Origin of the sequence: Pseudomonas sp. PDM17 (assembly GCF_014851985.1) — a bacterium.
Classification (GTDB): Bacteria; Pseudomonadota; Gammaproteobacteria; order Pseudomonadales; family Pseudomonadaceae; genus Pseudomonas.
Genome location: NZ_JACVAT010000001.1, coordinates 1,185,323 through 1,210,454, shown reverse-complemented (window position 1 = coordinate 1,210,454; position 25,132 = coordinate 1,185,323). Strand labels below are relative to the sequence as shown.

At 63.5% G+C, this 25,132-nt stretch carries 26 protein-coding genes; 4 read left to right on the top strand and 22 right to left on the bottom strand.

The window, feature by feature from the left end; genetic code table 11:
• On the bottom strand, positions 1 to 280 hold a 280-nt coding region (locus IB256_RS05875), incomplete at its 3' end, for an electron transfer flavoprotein subunit beta/FixA family protein (protein WP_412547952.1).
• A gap of 259 nt (positions 281 to 539) precedes the next feature.
• Here IB256_RS05875 and IB256_RS05870 point away from each other — a divergent pair.
• Positions 540 to 2,279 (top strand): electron transfer flavoprotein-ubiquinone oxidoreductase, encoded by a 1,740-nt coding sequence (locus IB256_RS05870; RefSeq protein WP_225601601.1) that lies wholly within the window; start codon positions 540 to 542, stop codon positions 2,277 to 2,279.
• A 107-nt stretch (positions 2,280 to 2,386) separates the two neighbouring features.
• Here the strand turns inward: IB256_RS05870 and IB256_RS05865 are convergent, their stop codons facing one another.
• The 5 genes from IB256_RS05865 to IB256_RS05845 form a co-directional block, all read right to left on the bottom strand.
• Positions 2,387 to 2,965, bottom strand: coding sequence for a DUF1285 domain-containing protein (locus tag IB256_RS05865; RefSeq protein ID WP_192290694.1), 579 nt, complete (start codon positions 2,963 to 2,965; stop codon positions 2,387 to 2,389).
• Positions 2,962 to 3,573, bottom strand: coding sequence for a DUF4823 domain-containing protein (locus tag IB256_RS05860; RefSeq protein WP_192290696.1), 612 nt, complete (start codon positions 3,571 to 3,573; stop codon positions 2,962 to 2,964). The genes IB256_RS05865 and IB256_RS05860 overlap by 4 nt, the downstream gene beginning before the upstream one ends.
• A 64-nt stretch (positions 3,574 to 3,637) precedes the next feature.
• Complete coding sequence (locus IB256_RS05855; RefSeq protein ID WP_192401610.1) at positions 3,638 to 4,531, bottom strand: radical SAM protein; 894 nt, start codon at positions 4,529 to 4,531, stop codon at positions 3,638 to 3,640.
• A gap of 25 nt (positions 4,532 to 4,556) precedes the next feature.
• A complete protein-coding gene (locus IB256_RS05850; protein WP_192290700.1) occupies positions 4,557 to 5,525 on the bottom strand; it encodes a GTP 3',8-cyclase MoaA in 969 nt (322 codons plus the stop codon).
• A gap of 94 nt (positions 5,526 to 5,619) precedes the next feature.
• A complete protein-coding gene (locus tag IB256_RS05845; RefSeq protein WP_045211585.1) occupies positions 5,620 to 6,258 on the bottom strand; it encodes a TetR/AcrR family transcriptional regulator in 639 nt (212 codons plus the stop codon).
• Between the two features lie 84 nt (positions 6,259 to 6,342).
• On the opposite strand from IB256_RS05845, the gene IB256_RS05840 reads away from it, so the two are divergent.
• Positions 6,343 to 7,476 (top strand): aminotransferase class V-fold PLP-dependent enzyme, encoded by a 1,134-nt coding sequence (locus IB256_RS05840; protein ID WP_192401609.1) that lies wholly within the window; start codon positions 6,343 to 6,345, stop codon positions 7,474 to 7,476.
• A gap of 280 nt (positions 7,477 to 7,756) precedes the next feature.
• Here IB256_RS05840 and IB256_RS05835 read toward each other — a convergent pair whose 3' ends face one another.
• The 13 genes from IB256_RS05835 to IB256_RS05775 form a co-directional block, all read right to left on the bottom strand.
• Positions 7,757 to 8,533, bottom strand: a complete 777-nt coding sequence (locus IB256_RS05835; RefSeq protein WP_192401608.1) for a TatD family hydrolase — start codon at positions 8,531 to 8,533, stop codon at positions 7,757 to 7,759.
• 74 nt (positions 8,534 to 8,607) lie between these two features.
• Positions 8,608 to 8,964 (bottom strand): PilZ domain-containing protein, encoded by a 357-nt coding sequence (locus IB256_RS05830; protein ID WP_009621447.1) that lies wholly within the window; start codon positions 8,962 to 8,964, stop codon positions 8,608 to 8,610.
• 36 nt (positions 8,965 to 9,000) lie between these two features.
• Positions 9,001 to 9,987, bottom strand: coding sequence for a DNA polymerase III subunit delta' (locus IB256_RS05825; protein WP_192401607.1), 987 nt, complete (start codon positions 9,985 to 9,987; stop codon positions 9,001 to 9,003).
• A complete protein-coding gene (gene tmk / locus IB256_RS05820) occupies positions 9,980 to 10,612 on the bottom strand; it encodes a dTMP kinase (RefSeq protein WP_192401606.1) in 633 nt (210 codons plus the stop codon). The genes IB256_RS05825 and tmk overlap by 8 nt, the downstream gene beginning before the upstream one ends.
• A 25-nt stretch (positions 10,613 to 10,637) precedes the next feature.
• Positions 10,638 to 11,732, bottom strand: coding sequence for an endolytic transglycosylase MltG (gene mltG, locus IB256_RS05815; protein WP_192292458.1), 1,095 nt, complete (start codon positions 11,730 to 11,732; stop codon positions 10,638 to 10,640).
• A gap of 6 nt (positions 11,733 to 11,738) precedes the next feature.
• On the bottom strand, positions 11,739 to 12,554 hold the full coding sequence (pabC, locus tag IB256_RS05810) for an aminodeoxychorismate lyase (RefSeq protein ID WP_192401605.1): 816 nt from the start codon (positions 12,552 to 12,554) through the stop codon (positions 11,739 to 11,741).
• Positions 12,554 to 13,798 carry a beta-ketoacyl-ACP synthase II gene (fabF, locus tag IB256_RS05805; RefSeq protein ID WP_192290711.1) on the bottom strand — a complete coding sequence of 415 codons (1,245 nt, stop codon included), beginning with the start codon at positions 13,796 to 13,798 and terminating at the stop codon, positions 12,554 to 12,556. The genes pabC and fabF overlap by 1 nt, the downstream gene beginning before the upstream one ends.
• A gap of 118 nt (positions 13,799 to 13,916) precedes the next feature.
• Complete coding sequence (gene acpP / locus IB256_RS05800) at positions 13,917 to 14,153, bottom strand: acyl carrier protein (protein WP_015477931.1); 237 nt, start codon at positions 14,151 to 14,153, stop codon at positions 13,917 to 13,919.
• 192 nt (positions 14,154 to 14,345) lie between these two features.
• Entirely contained in the window at positions 14,346 to 15,089 is a 744-nt protein-coding gene (gene fabG, locus IB256_RS05795; RefSeq protein ID WP_037014455.1) for a 3-oxoacyl-ACP reductase FabG, read from the bottom strand.
• Positions 15,090 to 15,103: 14 nt separating this feature from the next.
• Positions 15,104 to 16,042: an ACP S-malonyltransferase gene (gene fabD, locus IB256_RS05790; protein WP_192401603.1), complete on the bottom strand. Its 939-nt coding sequence runs from the start codon at positions 16,040 to 16,042 to the stop codon at positions 15,104 to 15,106.
• A gap of 104 nt (positions 16,043 to 16,146) precedes the next feature.
• Positions 16,147 to 17,154, bottom strand: coding sequence for a phosphate acyltransferase PlsX (plsX, locus tag IB256_RS05785; protein WP_192290715.1), 1,008 nt, complete (start codon positions 17,152 to 17,154; stop codon positions 16,147 to 16,149).
• 3 nt (positions 17,155 to 17,157) lie between these two features.
• A complete protein-coding gene (rpmF, locus tag IB256_RS05780) occupies positions 17,158 to 17,340 on the bottom strand; it encodes a 50S ribosomal protein L32 (RefSeq protein WP_009621425.1) in 183 nt (60 codons plus the stop codon).
• 13 nt (positions 17,341 to 17,353) lie between these two features.
• A complete protein-coding gene (locus tag IB256_RS05775) occupies positions 17,354 to 17,884 on the bottom strand; it encodes a YceD family protein (RefSeq protein ID WP_192401601.1) in 531 nt (176 codons plus the stop codon).
• Positions 17,885 to 17,996: 112 nt separating this feature from the next.
• Between IB256_RS05775 and IB256_RS05770 the strand changes: the two genes are divergently transcribed.
• Positions 17,997 to 18,575, top strand: a complete 579-nt coding sequence (locus IB256_RS05770; protein WP_192401599.1) for a Maf family protein — start codon at positions 17,997 to 17,999, stop codon at positions 18,573 to 18,575.
• Between the two features lie 71 nt (positions 18,576 to 18,646).
• Here IB256_RS05770 and sppA read toward each other — a convergent pair whose 3' ends face one another.
• The 3 genes from sppA to rluC are packed head-to-tail and all read right to left on the bottom strand — an operon-like array spanning position 18,647 to position 21,277.
• Positions 18,647 to 19,642, bottom strand: coding sequence for a signal peptide peptidase SppA (gene sppA, locus IB256_RS05765; protein ID WP_192290721.1), 996 nt, complete (start codon positions 19,640 to 19,642; stop codon positions 18,647 to 18,649).
• The gene (locus IB256_RS05760; protein WP_192290723.1) at positions 19,642 to 20,328 is read right to left on the bottom strand and encodes an HAD-IIIA family hydrolase; all 687 of its coding nucleotides are present in this window, start codon (positions 20,326 to 20,328) and stop codon (positions 19,642 to 19,644) included. Before IB256_RS05760 ends, sppA begins: the two co-directional genes overlap by 1 nt.
• Positions 20,321 to 21,277, bottom strand: a complete 957-nt coding sequence (gene rluC / locus IB256_RS05755; RefSeq protein WP_081519470.1) for a 23S rRNA pseudouridine(955/2504/2580) synthase RluC — start codon at positions 21,275 to 21,277, stop codon at positions 20,321 to 20,323. The genes IB256_RS05760 and rluC overlap by 8 nt, the downstream gene beginning before the upstream one ends.
• Positions 21,278 to 21,867: 590 nt before the next feature.
• Between rluC and rne the strand changes: the two genes are divergently transcribed.
• The gene (gene rne, locus IB256_RS05750; RefSeq protein WP_192401597.1) at positions 21,868 to 25,056 is read left to right on the top strand and encodes a ribonuclease E; all 3,189 of its coding nucleotides are present in this window, start codon (positions 21,868 to 21,870) and stop codon (positions 25,054 to 25,056) included.
• The last annotated feature ends 76 nt before the right edge of the window (positions 25,057 to 25,132 follow it).

Sequence of the window (25,132 nt, the reverse complement as noted above, 5' to 3'; positions counted from 1 at the left end):
AGCTCAGTTCTTCGTTGGTTTCAACGAGGATGGCGCGATCAGCACCCAGAGCCAGCGCGGTACGCAGTTGCTCCTGGGCAGCGGTCGGGCCGACGGAGACCGCAACGATCTCGGTGACGACGCCTTTCTCTTTCAGGCGTACGGCCTCTTCCACGGCGATTTCGCAGAAGGGGTTCATGGACATCTTGACGTTGGCGAGATCGACGCCGGAGTTGTCCGCCTTGACGCGGACCTTGACGTTATAGTCAACCACTCGTTTGACAGCTACAAGAACCTTCATGGATTCCTCGTTTTTCTCCGGTGAATAGGAATGTCGCCAGACAGGCCTGGCCGGTAGTGCACGCCATCTGCGACTACATCCAGCGCAACGCGACCGCAAAACCGCAGGTATCTTGACTGCATCGACCGGGCGGGTCAATACACGAAAATACCCCTTCATAAGCCGCGGACCCCGATTCTATCAGGGTTACACGCGATTCAAACAAACGTTTGTATTGCGTTCGATAAAGGGTTTAGATATAGCAACAGGTCTAGCTATAATGCGCCCCGCTCTTACTGGGTGGGGGCACGCCCATCCCAATACCTACAAAATACCCAGAGCCTTGATTCAGGAGAGATCGATAGTGGAACGCGAATTTATGGAATTCGACGTCGTCATCGTCGGCGCCGGCCCTGCCGGTCTGTCCGCCGCATGCCGACTGAAACAGAAGGCCGCCGACGCGGGTCAGGAAATCAGCGTCTGTGTGGTCGAGAAGGGTTCCGAAGTGGGCGCCCACATCCTCTCGGGCGCCGTGTTCGAGCCCCGCGCGCTGAACGAGCTGTTCCCCAACTGGAAGGAACTCGAAGCGCCGCTCAATACCCCCGTCAAGCGCGACGACATCTATGTGCTGAAGAGCCCGGAAGCGGCGGCCAAGGTGCCGAACTTCTTCGTGCCCAAGACCATGCACAACGAAGGCAACTACATCATCTCCCTGGGCAACCTGTGCCGCTGGCTGGCCCAGCAGGCCGAAGGCCTGGGCGTCGAGATCTACCCGGGCTTCGCCGCCCAGGAAGCGCTGATCGACGAGAATGGCGTGGTGCGCGGCATTGTCACCGGTGACCTGGGCGTCGACCGCGAAGGCAATCCGAAAGAGGGTTACTACACCCCGGGCATGGAACTGCGCGCCAAGTACACCCTGTTCGCCGAAGGCTGCCGTGGCCACATCGGCAAACAACTGATCAAGAAGTACAAGCTCGACAGCGAAGCCGACGCCCAGCACTACGGCATCGGCATCAAGGAAATCTGGGACATCGACCCGTCCAAGCACGAGCAGGGCCTGGTGGTGCACACCGCCGGCTGGCCGCTGAACGATGACAACCCGGGCGGCTCCTTCCTTTACCACCTGGAGAACAACCAGGTGGTGGTCGGTCTGATCATCGACCTGTCCTACACCAACCCGCACCTGTCGCCGTTCGACGAATTCCAGCGCTACAAGCACCACCCGGTGATCAAGCAGTACCTGGAAGGCGGCAAGCGCGTGGCCTACGGCGCTCGCGCCATCTGCAAGGGCGGCCTGAACTCGCTGCCGAAGATGGTCTTCCCGGGCGGCGCACTGATCGGTTGCGACCTCGGCACCCTGAACTTCGCCAAGATCAAGGGCAGCCACACCGCCATGAAGTCCGGCATGCTGGCCGCCGACTCCGTGGCCGAAGCCCTGTTCGCCGGCCGCGAAGGCGGCGACGTGCTGAACAACTACGTCGATGCCTTCAAGGGCAGCTGGCTGTACGACGAGCTGTTCCGCAGCCGTAACTTCGGCGCGGCGATGCACAAGTTCGGCGCCATCGGTGGCGGTGCGTTCAACTTCATCGACCAGAACATCTTCGGCGGCAAGATTCCGTTCACCCTGCACGATACGACTCCGGACTACGCGACCCTGAAGAAGGCCAGCGAAGCACCGAAGATCGACTATCCGAAGCCGGACGGCAAAATCAGCTTCGACAAGCTGTCCTCGGTGTTCCTGTCCAACACCAACCACGAGGAAGACCAGCCGATCCACCTGAAGCTGACCGACCCGAACACCCCGATCGCGAAGAACCTGCCGCTCTACGACGAGCCCGCGCAGCGTTACTGCCCGGCTGGCGTGTACGAAGTGGTGAGCAACGACGACGGCAGCAAGCGCTTCCAGATCAACGCCCAGAACTGCGTGCACTGCAAGACCTGCGACATCAAGGACCCGGCCCAGAACATCACCTGGGTTGCCCCCGAGGGCACTGGCGGTCCGAACTACCCCAACATGTAATTGAGTTGGCGGTAACGAAAAAGGCTCCCTCGGGAGCCTTTTTTGCAAGTTCGAAAAAGTTGTAGCGAAGCCGAAATCGAACTACCGGCCGCGCTCAGACCGTCAGGTCACGGCTGCGGCGCAATAGGAAAGAACTCCCCGGAACTCCAGACGCCCAGCCAGTCAACACCGTCGATCTCGCGGGGAACCGCCAGTTCCACCAGCTGGTAGAACACGTTGCGGTGGATCAGCGCTTCCAGGTTCACCCGCACCAGCACATAGGGCGATGGCTCCTGAGTCTGCGGGTCCAGCTCAACCCGGATCGGATGAGCGGCGTCGGCTACCACTTCATCCTCGACGTTGGTGGTGAAGCGCAGCACCTGCTGCTCCCCCTCCCCTTCGACCGCCAGGGTGACCGCGACGAAAGGCGCGTCATCGACGGATATCCCGCACTTCTCCACCGGGGTGACCAGGAAATAGTCGTCGCCATCGCGGCGGATGATGGTGGAGAACAGCCGCACCATCGGCTTGCGGCCGATCGGCGTGCCCAGGTAGTACCAGGTGCCGTCGCGGGCGATGCGCATGTCGATATCGCCGCAGCAATCGGGGTTCCACAGATGTACCGGCGGCAGCCCCTTGTCCTTGCTGGTGGGAATCTGCGCCAGCAGGTTGCCGGCCCGGTCCGTTTGAGTCTGTGGATCTGTCATTGGTACTCCTCTCGCGTCTTCACCCCCAGCAGGCTGCGGGCATAGTCTTCCAGCGGTCGCCCGATCAGGTCCTCGGGGCTGGCGTCATAGAATGTCAGAAAACCGCCGCGACTGCGGATAGTCGCACTGTCCACCAAGTAGCGGTTGTCGGTCTCGATCAGCATTACCTGGATCACGCTGCGGTCGCGGCCCACGGCATTATCGGTGTCTTCGTACTGCTCGTAGGTTCCGGCATTGTCCTCCCCACGGGCGAAGCGCGTATACAGCAGATAATTGGCGCCTGCCGCGCGCGCCTCCTGCATGGCGCCCTCGAGCCCCAGCGGGCTCTTGGCCCGGCGCACCAGCGGGAAGTACTGGACGAAGCCCTTGAACGCCTCCTCCGCCACCACGTTGGGCCGCGCATAGGCATGGCCGGGCGGCACGAACGGGCCCTGGGCGATATAGATGAAGGAGTCCTGCTGCAGGCGCCAGTTCGAAGTGCGACGGGTCTGGCTGTGATCGAGGAAGCCCGCGTCGCGCAGGTAGTAATCGGTGCCGTCGGCCAGGTCATTGGGGCTCATGCAGCCGCTCAAGGCGGCGAAGGCAAGGATCAGTATCAGTTGGCGCATGCAAAGTCTCCGGAGCCGGCGACGAAAAACCGGCATTCGGACAGGCAATGCAGCTTCCGCGCCATCACAGGCCGCGCTGCCATTCCTGGCGCAGATGCGCGCGCTGGGGTTGCTCGATGGCCTGACGCACCTGAGCGAGCAATTTCGCCTTGTCCGCACCCAGGGTGCCCTTGAGTACCAGGTAGTTGGACGCATGATCGCTGCGGAACACTGTGTCGCGCAGCTCCAGCGCGCTCAGCAGACGCTCGATCTCGACGAACAGCTCGGCCTGCGACAATGGCTGGAAGTCCGGGAAGCCGGCGCGGTAGCGCTCTTCGCCGGTGGGAAAGCTGACAACCAAAGTGGAAAGGAACTCCGGTTGCGCTTCGTTCATCAGGCGCGCCGAGTTGTCGGCATGCTGGGCACTCAGCGTGCTGCCGCCCAGGCCGTTGAGGATCATCACCGAGCGGGTGATCCCCGCCTCGCCCAGCTTCCGCAGGGCATCGAGCGTCGAGGCATAGGTCTCGCCCTTGTTCACCCGCGCCAGCACTTCGTCGTCGCCGGACTCGGCGCCCACATAGGCCATGCGCAGGCCGGCGTCAGCCAGTTCCTTCAGCTCCTCAACCGACTTCTTGCGCAGGTTGCGCGGCAGGCAGTAGCTGGAGACGCGGTCCACCTCAGGCATGTGCTCACGGATCGCGCGGAGGATGTTGAGCAGGCGCCGCGTCGGCAGCACCAGCGCATCGCCGTCGGCGAGGAACACCCGCTGCACGATCAGGCGCTCGCCACAGCGGCGAATCTCCTCCAGCACTTCGGACTCGTCACGGGCGCGGAATTTCTTTTGCGGTTGCGTATACATCTCGCAGAAGCCGCACTGGTTCCACGAACAACCGTTGGTGACCGGAAGAATGAGCGAGTTCGCCTCGCTCGGCGGCCGGAAGACCGGTTCGATATAGGAAATGGGGAATTCGTTGGGCATGGGCTAATCAGGTCTGGGGGCGGTCTCAGCCGCCGATGATCTTCATGATGGTGACGCCGCCGGAGAAGGCGACTTCCTGCTTGTCCGCCAGGGCGCGCACCAGCAGCCGCTGCAGGGCCGGCAGCGCCTGGTGGCGCGGCTTTTCCAGCAGGTCGCCGACGTAATGACGGTTGCTCGACGACAGGCAGCCATGCAGCCAACCGGTGGAGGACAGGCGCAGGCGCGAACAGGTCCGGCAGAACGGCACGCTCTCGTTGGCGATCACGCCAAAGAAGCCCTGCCCCGGCACTTCGTAGCGAATGGCCGTGGCATCCACCGGCGCATCGGCCTGGATGTAGGAGTGTCGTTCGCCGATCAGTTCCAGCAGCTCCTGCAGGCTGACGAACTGCTGGTGGAAGCCGTTCGGATCGTGGGCAAGATGCCCCATGCGCATCAGCTCGATGAAGCGCAGCTCGAAGCCGTGCTCCAGGCAGTAGTCCAGCAACGGCACGGCCTGGTCGAGGTTCTGCCCGCGCAGGGGCACCATGTTGAGCTTGATCTTCAGGCCCGCAGCGCGAGCCTCGTCGAGCCCCTTGAGCACGGTGGCAAGATCACCGCCACGGGCGATGCGCCGGAAGGCTTCGGCATCCAGGGTATCGAGGGATACATTGAGGCGGCGGATGCCGCAATCGAGCAACAGCGGCAGCTTCTTCGACAGCAACTGGCCGTTGGTGGTGAGGGCGATATCCCGCAGGCCGAGGCGGCTGACGCCGTGCAGGAAGGCATCCAGTTTCGGGCTGACCAGCGGTTCGCCGCCGGTGACCCGCAGCCGCTCGATGCCGGCGGCCTCGATCAGGTAGGCGACGCCGCGCACCAGCGATTCAGCGGAGAGTTCGTCCTGCGCGGCGATCAGGCGCTTGCCGTCCGGCACGCAGTAGGTGCAAGCGTAGTTGCATGCAGCGGTCAGGCTGACCCGCAGGTTGCGGAAGCGCCTGCCCTGGCGGTCGACGATCATGCTCGGCTCCGGTGGGAATCACTCATGCAAGTATATCCCCACCCTCACCGCAAGCCCTGTCGCAACTGCGACGATGGGCCATCTGAATGGCGACTCAGGCGGCCGGCGTATCGCCGTCGCGCTTGCGCTTGTTGCCCATGCGCACGCCGATGTCCATGAGGAACTGGAAGAAGCCCTCCTGGTCCTCCAGCACTTCGCGCCAGAACGGCGAGTGGTACAGCGCCACGGCGCCATGCACCAGCGCCCAGGCCGCGCAGTAGTGGAAGTAGGCTGGCACGTCTTCCAGCTTGCCCGCCGCGATGCGTTCCTTGATCAGCTGGCTCAGGCGCTCGAAGTTGGATTCGCGGATCTTGTGCAGCTCCTCGACCATCTCCGGGACCTGGCTGGTCTTCACCACCTTTTCCTCCAGGCGGTCGAACAGGCGGTAGCGCTGCGGGTCGCGCATACGGAACTCGAAGTAGGCGCGCGACAGGCGCTCCTTGTCGCGGGCGACGTCTTCGGAGTGGAACAGGTCGGCCAGATCGCGCTCGTAGTCCAGCATCAGGCGCAGGTAGATCTCCGCCTTGGACTTGAAGTGCTTGTAGATGGTGCCTTTGCCGATACCCACGGCATCGGCGATCATTTCGACCGTGACACTGTCTTCGCCCTGCTCAAGGAACAGCTTGAGGGCGGTGTCGAGGATTTCCTGTTCGCGACGACGGAATTCGCGAACCTTGCGCGGCTCTTTCTGCATAAAAAGACTGTTCGGTCAAAAATAGTCAAAATTCGAAGCCGCGTATTATGCCTATTCAGCGCCAAATTGCACGGATCATCCGACATGATTAGCTTTTCTTCCGAGTTTCCCCATCAAACCGGCCTACGCTACCTGAATCACGCGGCAGTCGCCCCCTGGCCCAAGCGTGCCGCAGACGCCGTTGCCGCCTTCGCTCAGGAGAACATCCTGCAGGGCGCCCGCGACTACCCGCAGTGGCTGACCATCGAGAAGCGCCTGCGCGAGCGCCTGATGCGCCTGGTGAACGCCCAGACCACCGGCGACATCGCACTGGTGAAGAACACCTCCGAGGCACTGTCGTTCGTCGCCTTCGGCCTGGACTGGCGCGCCGGCGACCAGGTGGTGATCAGCGACCAGGAATTCCCCTCCAACCGTATCGTCTGGGAAGCGCTGAAGCCGCGCGGCGTGGAAGTCATCCAGGTGAGCCTGGACGGTGATGACCCGGAAGGCGACCTGCTGGCCGCCTGCACCCCACGCACGCGCCTGCTCTCAATCAGCGCGGTGCAATACGCCAGTGGCCTGCGCATGGACCTGGAGCGCCTCGGCGCCGGCTGCCGCCAGCGCGGCGTGCTGTATTGCATCGACGCCATCCAGCAACTGGGCGCCCTGCCCTTCGACGTTCAGGCTTATGACTGCGCCTTCGCCATGGCCGACGGCCACAAGTGGATGCTCGGCCCGGAAGGCCTGGGAGTGTTCTATTGCCGCGCCGCCGAGCGCGAGCAACTGGCGCTGCAGGAATACGGCTGGCACATGCTGGAAAACGCCGGCAACTACGACCTCGCCGACTGGCAGCCGGCCCGCAGTGCGCGGCGCTTCGAGTGCGGCAGCCCGAATATGCTCGGCGCGGTGGCGCTGGAGGCCAGCCTGAGCCTGCTCGAGGAAGTCGGCATGCCAGTGGTGGGTGAGCTGGTGCGGGCGCGCGTCCAGCAACTGTACGACGGCCTGGGCCGCATCGACGGCGCCTCGCTGCACAGCCCGCTGGACCCGGCCCGTCGCGCCGGCATCCTGACCTTCAGCCTCGCCGGCTGGGACAATACCCGTCTGCTGGAGCGCCTGCGCGCTGAACAGGTGGTGTGCATACAGCGTGGCGCGGGTATCCGCTTCTCGCCACACTTCTACACCAGCGAGGCGGTCATCGAGGAAACCCTGGGGCTTATCGGGGCTCTGGCGGGGCAATGACGCAGGCGCGACCGAGAAAACTGCTCAGCCCGGTGTGATGTATTCCAAATCCGTTTAAAAAACACCGGGCACCCTGTGGCAGTCGCCGCATCTTGGCCAATACTTGTAGATACCGGTGCGCGGCATCTCCCCCCAAGTGCCCCGCCGGTGAAGGTACCGAGGATCGCGTACCTTATTGTTACACTCCTAATGGTCTTGACCCGGATTCATCCCCCAGAACCCGGGTTTTTTTTGCGCGCAGGAAATGTATCCGCGCCAAGACAATTCCACCTCAAGACGCTCAGGTAGCGAGCGGGAACAACCGGCGGAAGTTGGCGGTGGTCTGCTCAGCCAGGGTCTCGAAGCTCACCCCACGCAGTACGGCCAGGTACTCGGCGACCTCGCGCACGTACTCGGGCAGGTTTGGCTTGCCGCGGTGAGGCACCGGTGCGAGATAGGGCGAATCGGTTTCCACCAGCAGGCGATCCACCGGCACCTGGCGGGCCACTTCGCGCAGCTGCTCGGCATTGCGGAAGGTGACGATGCCCGACAGCGAGATATAGAAGCCGATATCCAGCGCCGCCTTGGCCATCTCCCAGTCTTCGGTGAAGCAGTGCAGCACGCCAGCCTGCGGCAGCGCTGCCTCGCGCAGCAGCGCCAGGGTGTCGGCGCGGGCTTCGCGGGTATGCACGATGACCGGCTTGCCGGTGACCCTGGCGGCCTCCAGATGCAGGCGGAAGGCTTCCTGCTGCAACTCGGCGGCTTCGGGCTCGTAGTGATAATCCAGGCCGGTCTCGCCAATGGCCACCACGCGCGGGTGGTTCAGCTCGCCCAGCAGCCAGTCCAGCGCCGGCGCGGCGCCGGGCTCCAGGTCCAGCGGGTGGACGCCCACCGAGCAATGCACGTCGGCATAGCGATCGGCCAGATCCTTCACTGCCCGGGCATTGTCCGCGCTCACGCCGATGCACAGGAACTGGCTGACGCCGCGCGCGCGGGCGGCGTCCAGCGCGGCATCCAGCGAACCGTCGTGGACGGCGAGATCGAGGCGATCGAGGTGGCAGTGGGAATCGACCAGCATGAAAACACTCTCCGGAAAATGACGAAGCGCCCATGCGGGCGCTTCGTGGTTGCAGCCTGTAAAGCTTGCAAATTCTACATGGTATGGGTCGGGCGGTCCGACTTCAACGCACCGGCGAGGTAGGTCTCGATCTTGTTGCGCGCAGTATTGTCGCCATCGTTGAACTGCACGCCAATACCGGCGGCGCGGTTACCCTGGGCGCCCTTCGGAGTGATCCAGACCACCTTGCCGGCGACCGGGATCTTCTCCGGCTCATCCATCAGGTTGAGCAGCATGAAGACCTCATCACCCAGCTTGTAGGTCTTGTTGGTCGGAATGAACAGCCCGCCATTGCGGATGAACGGCATGTAGGCGGCATACAGCACGGATTTGTCCTTGATGGTCAGGGACAGGATTCCGTTACGCGGACCCAGATTTGGTGGCAAGCTCATTCAGCTGTCCTGGCAGATTTTTCCGATGGCCGGATTCTAGCCCGGCCCGGGCAGACTTGCCCACTGTACGAGCAAGGCTTCGAGAAGCAAGGCACGGTTGAGGTTGGCTTTGTTGAGGACTTTCTGCCGTTGCAACAGCAGCCAGTCCTGCATCGCCAGCACCTTGGGCTGCGTCGATTTCTCGGCGAGATACTGCACGACCTTGCGCATGTCCGCGAGCCCGAGGCCCTCTTCGTCGCGGGCCAGCTGGTAGCGCAGCATCAAAAGCGCCCAGTCGCAGAACCAGTCGAACAGCAGCGGCAAGGGTACGCCATTCAGGCTTTCCGCCAGCTGACTTGGGGCAACCTGCTGCTTGAGCAGCTTCTTCACGCCCTCCACCACCTGAGCGCGCTGCTCGCGCACCCCCTGGCCCTGCAGGCGCTGAGCAGTCAGCGGCGAGCCACCGGCCAGCACCAGCAGCTCGTCCAGCGCCTCCGGCGACTCATCCGGCAGCGCACTGGCCAGCCAGGCACGAGCCTGCGCGGCCGTCGGCTGCGGGCAGGCCTGCTGCACGCAGCGGCTCTTGATGGTCGGCAGCAGACGGCTGGGCTGGTGGCTGATCAGCAGCAGCACGGTATTGCCCGAGGGCTCTTCCAGACTCTTGAGCAGCGCGTTGGCGGCGTTGAGGTTCATCGCCTCGGCCGGCTCCAGCAGTACCACCTTGCGACCGCCGAGCTGCGCGGTCTGCACCACGAAGTTCACCAGTTCGCGGACCTGATCGACGCGGATCGGCTTCTCCGCCTCTTCCGGCTCCAGCAGGAAATAATCCGGATGGGTGCCGGCCGCCAGCAACTGGCAGGCCTTGCATTGACCACAGGCCTTGCCGCCTTCAGGGCGCTGGCAGAGCAGGAAATGCACGAAGTTTTCCGCCAGCACACGCTTGCCGATGCCGGCCGGGCCATGCAGCAGATAGGCATGGGCATGTTGCGGACGGCTGCTGAGCTGCTGCCAGAGGCCCTGCTGCCAGGGGTAGATGTCAGCCATTGAGGCGCTCCAGCAAGGCCGGCAGCAGCTTGTCCAGGTCGCGCTGAACCTCGGCCAGCGACTGTGCGGCATCGAGGACGTGATAGCGCCCCGGTTCGGCGTGGGCGCGCCCCAGGTAGGTGTTGCGCACCGCCTCGAAGAAGGCGCGGTCTTCCTGCTCGAAGCGATCCAGGCGCCCCCGGGCGGCGGCGCGGGACAGGCCGATTTCCACCGGCAGGTCGAAGACCAGGGTCAGGTCCGGGCGCAGGCTGCCCTGGACGAAGCTTTCAAGTTGCGCGATGCGCTCTACCGGCAGACCACGACCGCCGCCCTGGTAGGCATAGGTGGCGTCGGTGAAGCGATCGCAGAGCACTACGGCGCCGCGCTCGAGTGCCGGACGGATCACCTGGGCTATGTGCTGCGCACGGGCAGCGAAGACCAGCAGCAGCTCGGTATCCACCGCCATCCGTTCATCGCTGGGATCCAGCAGCAGCTCGCGGATGCGCTCGGCCAGCGGCGTGCCGCCGGGCTCGCGGGCCAGCTGGACCTCGATGCCGCGCTCGCGCAGGCGCTCGGCCAGGTACTCGCGGTTGGTGCTCTTGCCCGCGCCTTCGGGGCCTTCCAGGGTGATGAACAGGCCGGTCACTCGGCTCACTCCTTGTGTTATCGGGCTACTGCGCTGCAGGAGAATCTGCAGCGGGAGCGTCTGCATCCGGCGTCTGCGCCGGCAGCGGGACGGGCGCCGGACTGGAACGGTAGTCGGCGCGACGCTTGATCTGGAACTCCTGGACGGCCTTGTTGTGGTCGTCCAGGTTGTCGGAGAAGGTATGGCTGCCGTCGCCGCGGGCGACGAAGTACAGGCTCTGCCCCGCCACCGGGTTGAGCGCAGCATGAATGGCTTCGCGGCCGGGCAGCGCGATGGGCGTCGGCGGCAGGCCGGCGACCACGTAGGTGTTGTAGGGCGTCGGCGTGCGCAGGTCGGTGCGGGTGATCCTGCCAGCGTAGCGCTCGCCCATGCCGTAGATGACGGTCGGGTCGGTCTGCAGCAGCATGTTCTTCTGCAGGCGCCGCACGAAGACGCCGGCGATCTGGCCGCGCTCCTGGGGCACGCCGGTTTCCTTCTCCACCAGCGAAGCCATGATCAGCGCCTGGTAGGAATCCTTGTAGGGCAGTTCCTGCGCGCGCTTGTCCCACTCCTCGGCCAGGATACTGTCCATGCGCTGGTAGGCGTGCTTGAGGATGTCGACGTCCTTGGTACCGCGGACGAAGCGGTAGGTATCGGGGAAGAAGCGGCCTTCCGGGAAGACACCGGGCTTGCCCAGCTTCGCCATGACCTCGGCATCACTGAGGCCATTCAGGGTCTGCTCCAGCTTGGGCTGACGGGCGAGTAGCTCGCGCACCTGGCGGAAGTTCCAGCCCTCGACCAGAGTCAGGCCGTACTGCACCACATCGCCTTCGCGCCATAGATCGAGCAGTTGGGCGGCGGTCATGCCGGGCGTCAGGCGGTATTCGCCACTGTGCAGCGCCTCACCGGCCAGGTTGAAGCGCCAGTACAGACGCAGCCAGAAGCCGCCGTGCAGGACGTCTTCGTCCTCCAGGCGGGTCAGCAGGCGGCCAGGGGTGGCGCCGCTGGGAGCATCAAGCAGACGCTCTTCGGTGAGCTGGAGCGGCTGCTGCAGCGCACGGTGCTGCTCCCAGGCCGCCAGGCCCAGCACGAGCCCGGCCAGCAGCAGGCCGCCTTCCAGCAGCACCAGCAATTTGCGCATCACGTATCAGGAATCCAGAAGTTCGCGGAGTTGGCCCTGCAGTTTACGGGTCAGCGGCCCGACCGGCCAAGCGTGCTCGGCGATGCCGCGCACCGGCCAGATACCGTAGAGACTGTTGCAGAGAAAGACCTCATCGGCTTGCGCCAGTTCGCCGTGCTCTACGTCACGGACGATGACCGGCAACCCCAGATCGCTGGCGCGCTCGATGATTTCGGCACGCATCACACCAGCGACGCCGCAACGGCTGAGCTCGGCGGTGATCAGTGCGCCCTGCTTCACCAGGAACAGGTTGCTGAACACGCCCTCGACGATCCGCCCGGAAACATCGCGCATCAATCCTTCGGCGAAGGCCGGGTCGCTCCACTCGGCGCGAGCCAGGACCTGCTCCAGGCGATTGAGGTGCTTGAGGCCGGCGAGCAGTGGTTGCTCAGCCAGTCGAGTGGCGCAGGGGAAGAGCGTGATGCCCTCCTCACGGTTCTTCGCCGGGTAGGTCGGCGCGGGCGAGGCCAGCAGCAAACGGCGCACCTGGGCATCGGCCTGCGGGGCATAGCCGCGCGCGCCTTCGCCACGGGTCAGCATCAGTTTGGCAACGCCATCACCGAGCAAGGCGGAAAAACGCAGGAGTTCGTCTTCGACGAGATCGAGAGAGACTGGAAGGGACAGGCGTCGAACGCCTTCCTCCAGCCTCGCCCGATGGCGTACCAGCAGGCGCGGACGGCCTGCGGACACGCGAATGGTCTCGAACAGCCCATCACCGTAGGCCAGCCCGCGATCACGCGCGGACAGGGCCTCGGCGCTCTGGCCGTCGATCCAGCTCTGCATCAGCCGTGGAACCGGCGGAATACCAGGGAGCCGTTGGTGCCACCGAAGCCGAAGGAGTTGGACAGGGCGACGTCGATCGGACGCTCCTTGGCCTGATGGGCGACCAGGTCGAGGTCGCAGCCTTCGCTGGGGTTGTCCAGGTTGATAGTTGGCGGAGCCACCTGATCACGCAGCGCGAGCACGCAGAAGATCGCCTCGACCGCGCCGGCAGCACCCAGCAGGTGGCCGGTCATGGACTTGGTGGAGCTCATCGACAACTGATAGGCGTGGTCGCCGAAGATCGACTTCACCGCGGCGACTTCCGCGATGTCGCCGGCCGGCGTCGAGGTGCCATGGGCGTTGATGTAGTCGACCTGCTCGGGGTTCAGCCCGGCATCACGCAGCGCGGCTTTCATGCAACGGGCAGCGCCGGCGCCGTCTTCCGGCGGAGCGGTCATGTGGAAGGCGTCGCCGCTCATGCCGAAGCCAACGACTTCAGCGTAAATGCGCGCACCACGAGCCTTGGCGTGCTCCAGCTCTTCCAGCACCAGCGCACCGGCGCCGTCGGAGAGCACGAAGCCGTCACGGTCCTGGTCCCACGGACGACTGGCCCTGGTCGGCTCGTCGTTGCGAGTGGACAGCGCGCGAGCGGCGCCGAAGCCGCCCAGGCCAAGACCGCAGGCCGCCATCTCGGACCCGCCGGCCACCATCACGTCAGCGTCGCCGTAGGCGATGTTGCGCGCGGCCATGCCGATATTGTGGGTGCCGGTGGTGCAGGCGGTAGTGATGGCGTAGTTGGGGCCCTGCAGACCGAGGTTGATCGACAGGAACCCGGAAACCATGTTGATGACCGAGCCAGGCACGAAGAACGGCGAGATGCGCCGAGGGCCCTGCTCGAACAGCGAACGACAGGTGTTTTCGATGTTGGTCAGACCGCCGATGCCCGAACCGATGGCAACGCCGATGCGCTCCCGGTTGGCGTCGGTGACTTCCAGGCCGGAATCACGCACCGCCTGATAGCTGGCGGCGAGGCCGTACTGGATGAACAGGTCGAGTTTGCGAGCTTCCTTGGCGGACATGTATTGCTCGACGTCGAACCCTTTCACCGAGCCGCCGAAACGGGTGGCAAAGGCGGACAGATCCATGTGTTCGATCGGGGCGATACCGCTGCGCCCGGCGAGAATGCCTTCCCAACTGCTCGGCACATCCACACCCAGGGGCGACAACATACCCATGCCAGTGATGACTACGCGTCTACGCGACACTGTGACTTCCTCTCATGTGTTTCACGGCAATAACGCCGGCAGATGCCGGCGTTAAAGAAAAGCCGCACGCCTTTGCAGGCCGTGCGGCTTCTTTCGTCGGGGAACCGACGACTACGTCTTATGCCTGGTGGGCAACGATGTAGTCGATGGCTTCCTGAACGGTGGTGATCTTTTCGGCTTGCTCGTCGGGGATTTCGGTCTCGAATTCCTCTTCCAGAGCCATCACCAGCTCAACGGTGTCAAGGGAGTCGGCGCCCAGGTCTTCGACGAAGGAAGCGCTGTTGGTGACTTCTTCTTCCTTAACGCCGAGTTGCTCAGCAACGATCTTCTTGACGCGTTCTTCGATGGTGCTCATACCTTGTTTTCACTCCTATGGACAATCCGTACAGCTGGGCTGCGGGTAAGTGTATAGAAAGGGTTTTCTGCATTTCAAGCTGAACGCTGACGCCCCTTCGCGGCAACCCAGATGCTCTGTCTATTCCAGCGTTACGACGCTTGGATGATTTTAGACAGCGCATATGACATCGCCACGAAGGAACTCGTCACATCAGCTCATGTACATTCCGCCATTCACCGGTACCGTGGCACCCGTAACATAAGCTGCGCCCTCGGAAGCGAGGAATGCTACCACTTTGGCGATCTCTTCGGCTTGTCCCAGTCGGCCCAGTGGAATCTGGCCGAGCAGCGCTTCACGCTGCGCCTCGGGCAACTCGCGAGTCATGTCGGTGTCGATGAAGCCCGGAGCAACCGCGTTGACAGTGATAGCACGGGAACCGACTTCGCGCGCCAGGGCACGGGTGAAGCCTTCCAGGCCGGCCTTGGCAGCGGCGTAGTTGGTCTGCCCTGCGTTGCCCATGGCACCGACGACGGAGCCGATATTGATGATGCGACCCCAGCGAGCCTTGGTCATGCCGCGCAGGACGGCTTTCGACAGACGGTAGAGGCTGTTGAGGTTGGTGTTGACCACATCGAACCACTCGTCGTCTTTCATGCGCATCAGCAGGTTATCGCGGGTGATGCCTGCGTTATTGACGACGATGGCCGGCGCGCCGGACTCTTTCTGGATGGCTTCGACAACGGCGGTCACGGACTCGTCGTTGGAGACGTCCAGGACCATGCCCGAACCCTGGATGCCGTTTTCCTTGAGGTACTCGGAAATTTTCTGCGCGCCGGACTCGCTGGTGGCGGTGCCCACCACGGTAGCGCCCATACGACCCAGCTCCAGTGCGATGGCCTGGCCAATACCACGGCTCGCGCCAGTAACCAGGGCAACCTTACCTTGCAGACTCATGCCTTATCTCCTGTTCAAGCCAGAGCCGCGCGGGCTGCGCCAAAGGCGTCCGCGGAATCCAGGTTGTGGGTGGTCACGCCCTTGGCGCAACGCTTGTTCAAACCAGCCAGCACCTTGCCCGGACCACACTCGACCAGGTCGGTGACGCCTTTTTCGGCCAGCAGCTGCACGCTCTCCACCCAGCGGACCGGGCTGTACAACTGCGCCAGCAGATCACGCTTGAGCGCGGCCAGATCGGCCGGAACCTGGGCGGTAACGTTCTGCACCAGGGCGATCTGCGGCATCTGCCACTGAACGGCCTCGACAGCCTCTGCAAAACGCTCGGCAGCCGGGCGCATCAGTTCGCAGTGCGACGGCACGCTCACCGGCAGCGCGACAGCACGCTTGGCGCCACGAGCCTTGCACGCCTCGATGGCACGCTCGACGGCCTTGGCCGCGCCAGCGATCACCACCTGGCCGGGTGCGTTGAAATTCACAGCACTGACCACTTCGCCCTGGGCCGCTTCGGCGCAGGCAGCGAGCACATCAGCGTCTTCGAGACCGAGAATGGCAGCCATGCCGCCAGTGCCGGCAGGGACAGCTTCCTGCATCAGTTGGCCACGGCGCTCGACCAGCTTCACCGCATCAGCGAAAGCCAGGCTGCCAGCGGCGACCAGGGCGGAGTACTCACCCAGGCTGTGGCCGGCGACGTAAGCCGGCTGCACGCCACCTTCGGACTGCCACAGGCGCCACAGGGCGATGGAGACAGTGAGGATCGCAGGCTGGGTCTTGTCGGTCTGGTTCAGGCGCTCTTCCGGGCCGTCCTGCACGAGAGCCCAGAGGTCATAACCCAGCGCGGAGGAGGCTTCGGCGAAGGTATCGCGCACGATGGCGTGTTGAGCGCCCAGTTCGGCGAGCATGCCAAGCGACTGCGAACCTTGGCCGGGGAATACGAAGGCGAGGGATGCGGACATTGCAACAGGTCCCTTTTGTCTGTGTCGTCAAATGGATAGCGCCGGCGAGAGCCTGGCGCATTGAACTGACAGTTGGATGACGGTCTGACGACCGCGGTCACACATTAGAGCAGATGTTCCAGACGGCCATGCAGCCGCTGGGGCAGATTCTCGCGAACTTCCAGCAGCGCGCGCCGCAATGCGCTCTGGATGCCCTCCTCCTTCGCACTGCCGTGACTCTTCACCACGATGCCCTGCAAACCGAGGAAACTCGCACCATTATGCTGTGACGGCGTGAGGTCGCCACGCAGCCTGCGCAGAAAAGGCATCGCCATCAGGCCGACCGCCTTGGCCGGCAGGCTCGAGTTGAACAATTCTTCCAGGCGCGCCGCGACCATAGCCGCCAGACCCTCGCTGGACTTGAGCAGGATATTGCCGACGAAACCGTCGCACACCACCACATCGGCCAGCCCGCGATACAGGCCGTCGCCCTCGATATAGCCGATGTAGTTCAAACCCTGTGCCTGCTGCAGCAGACTGGCCGCCAGCTTCACCTGCTGATTGCCCTTGATGTCTTCGGTACCGACATTCAACAACGCTACACGCGGATTACTCTTGCCCAGCGCTTCCGCGGCAACAGCACCCATGACGGCAAACTGATAAAGGTGCTCGGCACTGCAATCGACGTTGGCGCCCAGGTCGAGCAGATGGCAGTGGCCGCCCTGCGTAGGCACGGCAGTCACCATCGCCGGGCGGTCGATGCCGGGCAACGTCTTGAGCAGGTAACGGGATAGCGCCATCAACGCACCGGTATTACCGGCACTGACGCAGGCATGGGCCTTGCCATCACGAACCAGTTCGAGGGCAACACGCATGGAGGAATCGGGCTTGCCACGCAACGCCTGGGACGGACGCTCGTCCATCGTGACGATTTCGCTGGCGTGGTGAACATGAAGACGCTGACGCTCGACCGGGGAAAGGCCGCGCAGGTGTTCTTCTATCAGAGGCGCTTGGCCGACGAGGACCAGCTGGAGGGAAGCATATTCGGCCAGAAAGGAAATACAGGCCGGAACAATGCAGTGGGGACCGTAGTCCCCACCCATTGCATCAATCGCGATGATTGGTGCGGACAAAGATTACTCGTCAGAGCCTTTGTCTACGACCTTACGGCCGCGATAGAAACCGTCCGGGGAGACGTGGTGGCGCAGGTGAACTTCACCGGTGCTCTTTTCCACGGACAGAGCGTTCGCGTCCAGGGCATCGTGCGAACGACGCATGTCACGAGCGGAACGGGATTTTTTGTTCTGCTGAACAGCCATGATTGATTAACTCCTAAACGTTTGGGTCACGCTTCAACTGCGCCAGTACGCTGAACGGATTGGGCCGCTCTTCGACGTTCTCGCTCGGTTCGGGCGCTGTAGCGTATCCCACCGGCTGCTGGCAATCCTCAGGGTCATGGACCGGCACGATGGGCAAGGCGAGCAACAACTCGTCCTCAGCCAGCGAGGTCAGGTCGACGGGGTCATCCCCCACTTCCAACGCATCGTAGCCACTGGGCAGATCATCGATCGACTTGCCTTCCGGGATGATGACGTAATCGTACGCACCACCCACATGGAATTTGGCCGGTTCGAGACAGCGCTGGCATACCATGCTCACCTCGCCATTGAGCTCGACGTGCATGACCGCCAGCTTCTGCTGATCACGGAAGAAGGAAAACTTCGCGTGAACATCGCCTTCACTGCTGGTCAGTTGCTCGCTGAGACGTGCCATCTTGGCGATCGGCAGCACACCCTCGAGGGTGGCGGCGCGCTCAACCAATTTGCGCGGATCAACGTGAGGTGGTATCGGTCCATTCAACATAAGCGCGCCATTATAGGGATGCACCCGAAGCTGTCAAAGGAAATTAGCCATAAACCGCTGTATGGACAGCCCTTTTCGCTAGAATCGCAGTGACGCTCCGAAGGAATTCTCCATGTTACCCCTGATCCTTGCTTCCAGCTCGCCCTACCGCCGCGAATTGCTGCAGCGCCTACGCCTGCCGTTCGAATGCGCCAGCCCCGACATCGATGAAACCCCACTGCCCGGCGAGAGCGCCGAACAACTGGTGCGCCGATTGGCGGAATGCAAGGCTCGCGCCCTGACCCAGCGCTACCCCGCCCACCTGATCATCGGCTCGGACCAGGCCGCGGTTAACGGCAACCGGATTCTCGGCAAGCCCCACGACATCGAGCGCGCGACCGAACAACTGAAGGATGCCAGCGGCAAGAGCATCAGCTTCCTCACCGGACTCTGCCTGATCAACAGCCAGAGCGGTGAAGCCCGAATTGACTGTATTCCCTTCGCCGTGCACTTCCGCGACCTCGACGAAGCACGCATTCGCCGCTACCTGGAGGCCGAACAACCCTTCGATTGCGCCGGCAGCTTCAAGGCCGAAGGCCTGGGCGTCAGCCTGTTCCGCGCCACCGAAGGCGAAGACGCCACCAGCCTGATCGGCCTGCCGCTTATTCGCCTGGTAGATATGCTGCTTGCCGAGCAAGTACAAATCCCCTGACCTGGAAAGCCTGAAACGAAAAGGCCCGGCAATCGCCGAGCCTTTTTCCTTCCTTATATAAGGAAGCACACTCAGCGCAGGACCGGCCCCTGCCAGCCCATCCACATCGCCATGCGCTCAGCGACGCTCGCGCCCAACTTCTTGGTGAAGCGGTCGAAGGCGGTTTCCTGGACGGTGTAGTCCACGATCTCCTTCTCCTTGATGATCTCGCGCGCCACATAGCTGGAGCTACCCAGACCATCGATCAAACCAAGCTGCAGCGCCTGCTCGCCGGACCAGATCAGACCGGAGAACAGCTCAGGATGATCCTTGTCCTTCAGGCGATCGCCGCGCCCCTTCTTCACCACATCGATGAACTGCTTGTGAGTGGTATCCAGCACCTGCTGCCAGAAAGCGGTTTCATCAGCCTTCTGCGGCTGGAACGGATCAAGGAAGGCCTTGTGCTCGCCCGAGGTATAGATACGACGATCCACGCCCAGCTTCTCCATGGTGCCGACGAAGCCGAAAGTCGCCGCCGTCACACCGATGGAACCGACCAGACTGGCCTTGTCGGCGTAGATCTCATCGGCCGCGCTGGCGATGTAGTAAGCACCGGAAGCCCCCAGGTCGCTGATGACCGCGTAGACTTTGATATCCGGATGCTCACCGCGCAGGCGCTTGATTTCATCGTAGATATAGCCGGACTGCACCGGACTGCCACCCGGACTATTGATACGCAGGACGATGCCCTTGGTGCCGGCATCCTCGAACGCGGAACGCAGCGCGCCAACGACGTTATCGGCACTGGCCGGCTCATTGTCGGCGATCATGCCCTTCACTTCGATCAGCGCCGTATGGCTGGCGCTGCGCGACGCGGACTTGGACAGACCACTGAAGGGACTGAACAGCGCCAACGCACCGAACAGATAAACGAAAGTCAGCAACTTGAAGAAGATACCCCAACGACGCGACCGGCGCTGCTCCTGGACACCGGCCAGCACGGCCTTCTCCAGCAACTTCCAGCTCTTGTCGTCACCCGCCATGGTTTGCGCAGCCTTGCTCTCGTCCGCCTTCCATTCATCCGACATCAGTTGCCTACCTCGAGCAGCGGTTTGACCGAACGCCCGGCGAGCCAGGCGCGCAATTCATTGAAATGATTCACTTCCAGCGCCGGAGCATACTCCCGAAGGACTTCCAGCGACTGAGCACCGTAGCTCACCGCCACCGAATCCATGCCGGCGCGGCGCGCCATTTCCAGATCGAAGGGCGAATCGCCCACCATCAACGCATCGCGAGCATCGACCCGGCAATGCTCGAGAATTTCGTGCAGCATGCGCGGGTCCGGCTTGCTCGCCGACTCATCGGCGGCACGGGTGATATCGAAGAAGTCAGTCCAGCCCTGCCCCGCCAGCACGCGATCCAGCCCACGGCGATTTTTCCCGGTAGCGACCGCCAACTGATAACCGGCGCTGCGAAATTCCGCCATCGCCTCGGCCACGCCCGGGAACAACGGCGAAGGCTGCACCTCCAGGCTCAGGTAGTGGTTACCGTAATCGAGCCGGAAGCGATCCAGCGGCTCGCCATCCTCCACCTCCGGGTACAGCGTCTGGATAGCTTCCGGCAGACCCAGGCCGATGATGCCCTTGATAGCCTCATCGCTGCGTTCCGGAAGGCCGGAACCAACTGCAGCCACCCGCATCGCCTCGACGATACGACCGATGGAATCCACCAGCGTGCCATCCCAATCGAAGATCAGCAGGGAATACTCACGCATCCAGGCGCTCCACGGTGCGCAGCCAGACTTCGTCCACCGGCGCTTCCAGTTCCAGCACACCACCATCAGGCAACGGCACACGCAGGTAGGCCGAGTGCAAGAACAGACGCTTGCCGCCCAGCTCGCGGATTTCACGGGAGAAATCTTCGTCGCCGTACTTGGGGTCGCCGGCAATGGAGTGGCCGGCGTGCTTGGCATGCACACGAATCTGGTGGGTACGACCGGTGATCGGACGCGCCTCGACCAGAGTGGCGAAGTCACCGAAGCGGCGCAGCACCTTGAACTCGGTCAGCGCTTCCTTGCCTTCGGGGTTCACCTCGACCACGCGCTCACCGGAGCGCAGGTTGTTCTTCAGCAGCGGCACGGCAATCTGTTTCTTCGCCGCCGGCCAGTTGCCGCGCACCAGGGCATGGTAGCGCTTGTCCACGATGCGCTCGCCACGCAAGGCGTCGTGCAGATGGCGCAGCATGCTGCGCTTCTTGGCGATCATCAGCAGACCGGAAGTGTCGCGATCCAGGCGGTGCACCAGCTCCAGGTCCTTGCACTCCGGACGCAGCTGGCGGAACGCCTCGATGACCCCGTAGTTCAGGCCGCTGCCGCCATGCACGGCGATACCGGTGGGCTTGTTCACCACGATCAGCGCCTTGTCTTCGTAGACGATGGCGGCTTCCAGGCGCTCGAGCAGACCCTGAGCCAGCGGCACCGGCTCGTCGCGCTCGGCCAGACGCAGCGGCGGCACGCGTATTACGTCGCCGGCCTGCAGCTTGTACTCGGGCTTGATGCGGCCTTTGTTGACCCGCACCTCACCCTTGCGAAGGATGCGGTAGATCAGGGTCTTGGGCACGCCCTTGAGCTGGGTGCGGAGGAAATTGTCGATTCGTTGGCCGGCATACTCCGGCGCGACTTCAAGCAGCTGAACGCCGGAAGTCGGAGGGGCGGGATTCGTCATCCGGATATAATAACAATTTTTCATTCAATTGAAGCACTTAATCATTGCTGCTATATTCGGGAGGCCGCCAAAAGTGGCCAGGCCTGCGGATGATCGCGTAATCGCCATCCCCAACCGCCTGCAAACACATTGAACGGACACGAGGCAGTCCCCGGAAGCGTTGCAACGGCCCGAGCGATTCTCGCGCCGACAGCGCCTCGAAACCCAGGCCTTGAGACATGACCACGGCCACCAAGGTAGCCGTGATAAAAGCCAACCCCGCTCCCGGATTCAGCGAGTGGCACCCGGCTCTTAGGGAAATGTGCAGGGCGGAGATGCACAACTGTCGGATTGCGTTGCGTTCATGCCTTGAACGCATGCCTTGAACGTAGACGCACTTATCGTCCGCATCTGACAGCCAATTCCTCCTCCTGATGAGTGCTTGTTCTTACTCGACAAGCAGGAAACGTAGTCGCGGCACAGCAGATTTATCCTGCTGCCGCTGGACACTGGAATGGTCCGCCGTTCCTGAGTACGTGCCTTAGCACCGACCGTGAGAGTCGTGTGTGCCGATCGCCGTTTCCGGTGGCCCCGGAAACCATTGGTACTACATGAAAAGAATGCTGATCAACGCAACTCAACCCGAAGAGTTGCGTGTAGCGCTGGTAGACGGCCAACGCCTGTTCGACCTGGACATCGAGTCCGGCGCGCGCGAACAGAAGAAGGCCAACATCTACAAAGGCCGTATCACCCGCATCGAGCCGAGCCTCGAGGCCGCATTCGTCGACTTCGGCGCCGAACGCCACGGCTTCCTCCCCCTCAAGGAAATCTCCCGCGAGTACTTCAAGAAGAATCCTGAAGGCCGCATCAACATCAAGGACGTCCTGAGCGAAGGCCAGGAAGTCATCGTCCAGGTCGAGAAAGAAGAACGTGGCAACAAGGGCGCCGCCCTGACCACCTTCATCAGCCTCGCCGGCCGTTACCTGGTGCTCATGCCCAACAACCCGCGCGCCGGTGGCATCTCCCGCCGCATCGAGGGTGAAGAGCGCAACGAACTGCGTGAAGCCCTGAACGGCCTGACCGTTCCAGGCGACATGGGCCTGATCGTCCGCACCGCGGGCCTGGGCCGCAGCTCCGAAGAGCTGCAATGGGACCTGGACTACCTGCTGCAGCTGTGGGGCGCCATCAAGGAAGCCTCCGGCGAGCGCAGCGGTCCGTTCCTGATCTACCAGGAAAGCAACGTCATCATCCGCGCCATCCGCGACTACCTGCGCCAGGACATCGGCGAAGTGCTGATCGACAGCATCGACGCCCAGGAAGAAGCCCTGAACTTCATCCAGCAGGTCATGCCGCAGTACGCGAGCAAGGTGAAGCTGTACCAGGACAGCGTTCCGCTGTTCAACCGCTTCCAGATCGAGAGCCAGATCGAAACCGCCTTCCAGCGCGAAGTGAAGCTGCCGTCGGGCGGCTCCATCGTCATCGATCCGACCGAAGCCCTGGTGTCCATCGACATCAACTCGGCGCGCGCCACCAAGGGCGGCGACATCGAGGAAACCGCCCTGCAGACCAACCTGGAAGCGGCCGAGGAAATCGCCCGCCAACTGCGTCTGCGTGATATCGGCGGCCTGATCGTCATCGACTTCATCGACATGACCCCGGCGAAGAACCAGCGCGCCGTGGAAGAACGCGTCCGCGAAGCCCTGGAAGCCGACCGCGCCCGCGTACAGGTTGGCCGCATCTCGCGCTTCGGCCTGCTGGAAATGTCCCGTCAGCGCCTGCGTCCGTCCCTGGGCGAGACCAGCGGCATCGTCTGCCCGCGCTGCAACGGCCAAGGCATCATCCGTGACGTCGAATCCCTGTCGCTGGCCATCCTGCGCCTGATCGAGGAAGAAGCCCTGAAGGACCGCACCGCCGAAGTTCGTGCGCGCGTGCCGTTCCAGGTTGCCGCCTTCCTGCTCAACGAGAAGCGCAACGCCATCACCAAGATCGAACTGCGCACCCGCGCGCGCATCTTCATCCTGCCGGACGACCACCTGGAAACTCCGCACTTCGAAGTTCAGCGCCTGCGTGATGACAACCCCGAACTCCTGTCCGGCCACGCCAGCTACGAGATGGCCCCGGAAGAGCACGAGGAAGTCCAGCCGGTCAGCGCCACCCGCACCCTGGTTCGCCAGGAAGCCGCGGTGAAGACCGTATCCCCGCAGAGCCCTGCCCCGCAGCAGGCTGCCGCCGAAGCACCGGTCGCTGTCGAAGCCACCAAGCCCATGCCTGAGCCGAGCCTGTTCCAGGGCCTGGTGAAGTCGCTGGTAGGCCTGTTCGCCGGCAGCAAGCCGGAGCCGACCCCGGTTGCCGCCGAGAAGCCCGCCACCGAGCGCAGCGAAGGTCAGGGCGAGCGTCGCAATGGCCGTCAGCAGAACCGTCGCCGCGACGGTCGCGATGGCGGTCGTCGCGATGACGAGCGTAAAGAGCGTGGTCGCCGCGACGAGCGCGGTGAGCGCACTGAGCGCCCGGCCCGCGAAGAGCGTCAGCCGCGTGAAGAGCGTGCCGAGCGTCAGCCCCGCGAGGAGCGCCAGCCGCGCGAAGAGCGTGCCGAGCGTCAACCGCGCGAGGAACGCCAGCCGCGTGAAGAGCGTGCCGAACGTCAACCGCGCGAAGAGCGCCAGCCGCGTGAGGAACGCGCCGAGCGCCAGCCGCGCGAGGAGCGTCAGCACCGCGAAGAGCGTGGTGAGCGCGCCGAGCGTCAACCGCGTGAAGAACGCCAGCCGCGCGAAGAGCGCCAGCCTCGCGGTGAGCGCGCCGAGCGTCAGCCCCGTGAAGAGCGCCAGACGCGCGAAGACCGTCCGGCTCGCGATGCCGCCGCCCTGGAAGCCGAAGAGCTGCCGAACGAGGAGCTGCTGGATCAACAGGACGACGAAGGTTCGGACGACGAGCGTCCGCGTCGCCGCTCCCGTGGCCAGCGTCGCCGCAGCAACCGCCGTGAGCGCCAGCGTGAAGCCGGTGTGGATGGCGCTGAAGGCGCCGAAGGCGAGGTAAATGCCGAAGGCACTGCTGAACAGGCTGCCTCGGACACCCCGTCGCCTGCCGCCATGGTGGCTGCCGCCGCTACCGCTGTAGCCGTTGCTGAAGCCGCCGCCGAGCAGGAGCAGCCCACTGCCCAGGCTCAGGCCGAGGCCCAGCCGCTGGAGTCCGGCGTGGTTGAAGCCGTGCGCACCGAAAGCGCCCTGGAACAAACCATCGAGTTCCTGGCCAAGCCCGCCGAACAGGCTGTCGAGCCGGTAGAAGCTGCCAGCGAGACCGTTGAAGTGGCTGCCGCCGAGCCAGTGGTTGCGGAAGAAGCGTCGGCTCCGGCTGCTGAAACCGTGATCGAAGCCGTCGCCCAGCTGGTCGAAGAGCCTCAGGTGGAAGCTCCGGCGACTACCGAGGAAGCTCCGGCTGCCGCTGCAACTGCTGCCGAAGAAGCTCCAGCCGTTCCGGCCAACGCCACCGGCCGCGCCTCCAACGACCCGCGTGAGCGTCGTCGCCAGGAGCGCGCTGCCCGCGAAGCCGCTGCTGCCGCAGCCGCCGCTCCGCAGGTAGAGCAGGCTCCGGTCGTCGAAGCCGTGGTTGAAGAAGCCGTTGCCGTGGAAGCCGAAGTCGTGGTCGAGCCCGCTGCTGAAGTCACTGTCGAGGCCGTCGAAGCCGAAGTCGTGAACGAAGCCGCTGAAGCCACCGAGCAACCGGCTGCCGAACAGGCTGAAGACGACAAAGCCGAAAAGACCGAGGAAGAAGAAGGCTCCGTGGTGGAAAAACACCACAGCTGATAGCTTCCTGATCTGAAAAAGGGGATGCATCTGCATCCCCTTTTTTATTGTCTTCGCCTTGCGGAGTGCGCATTAG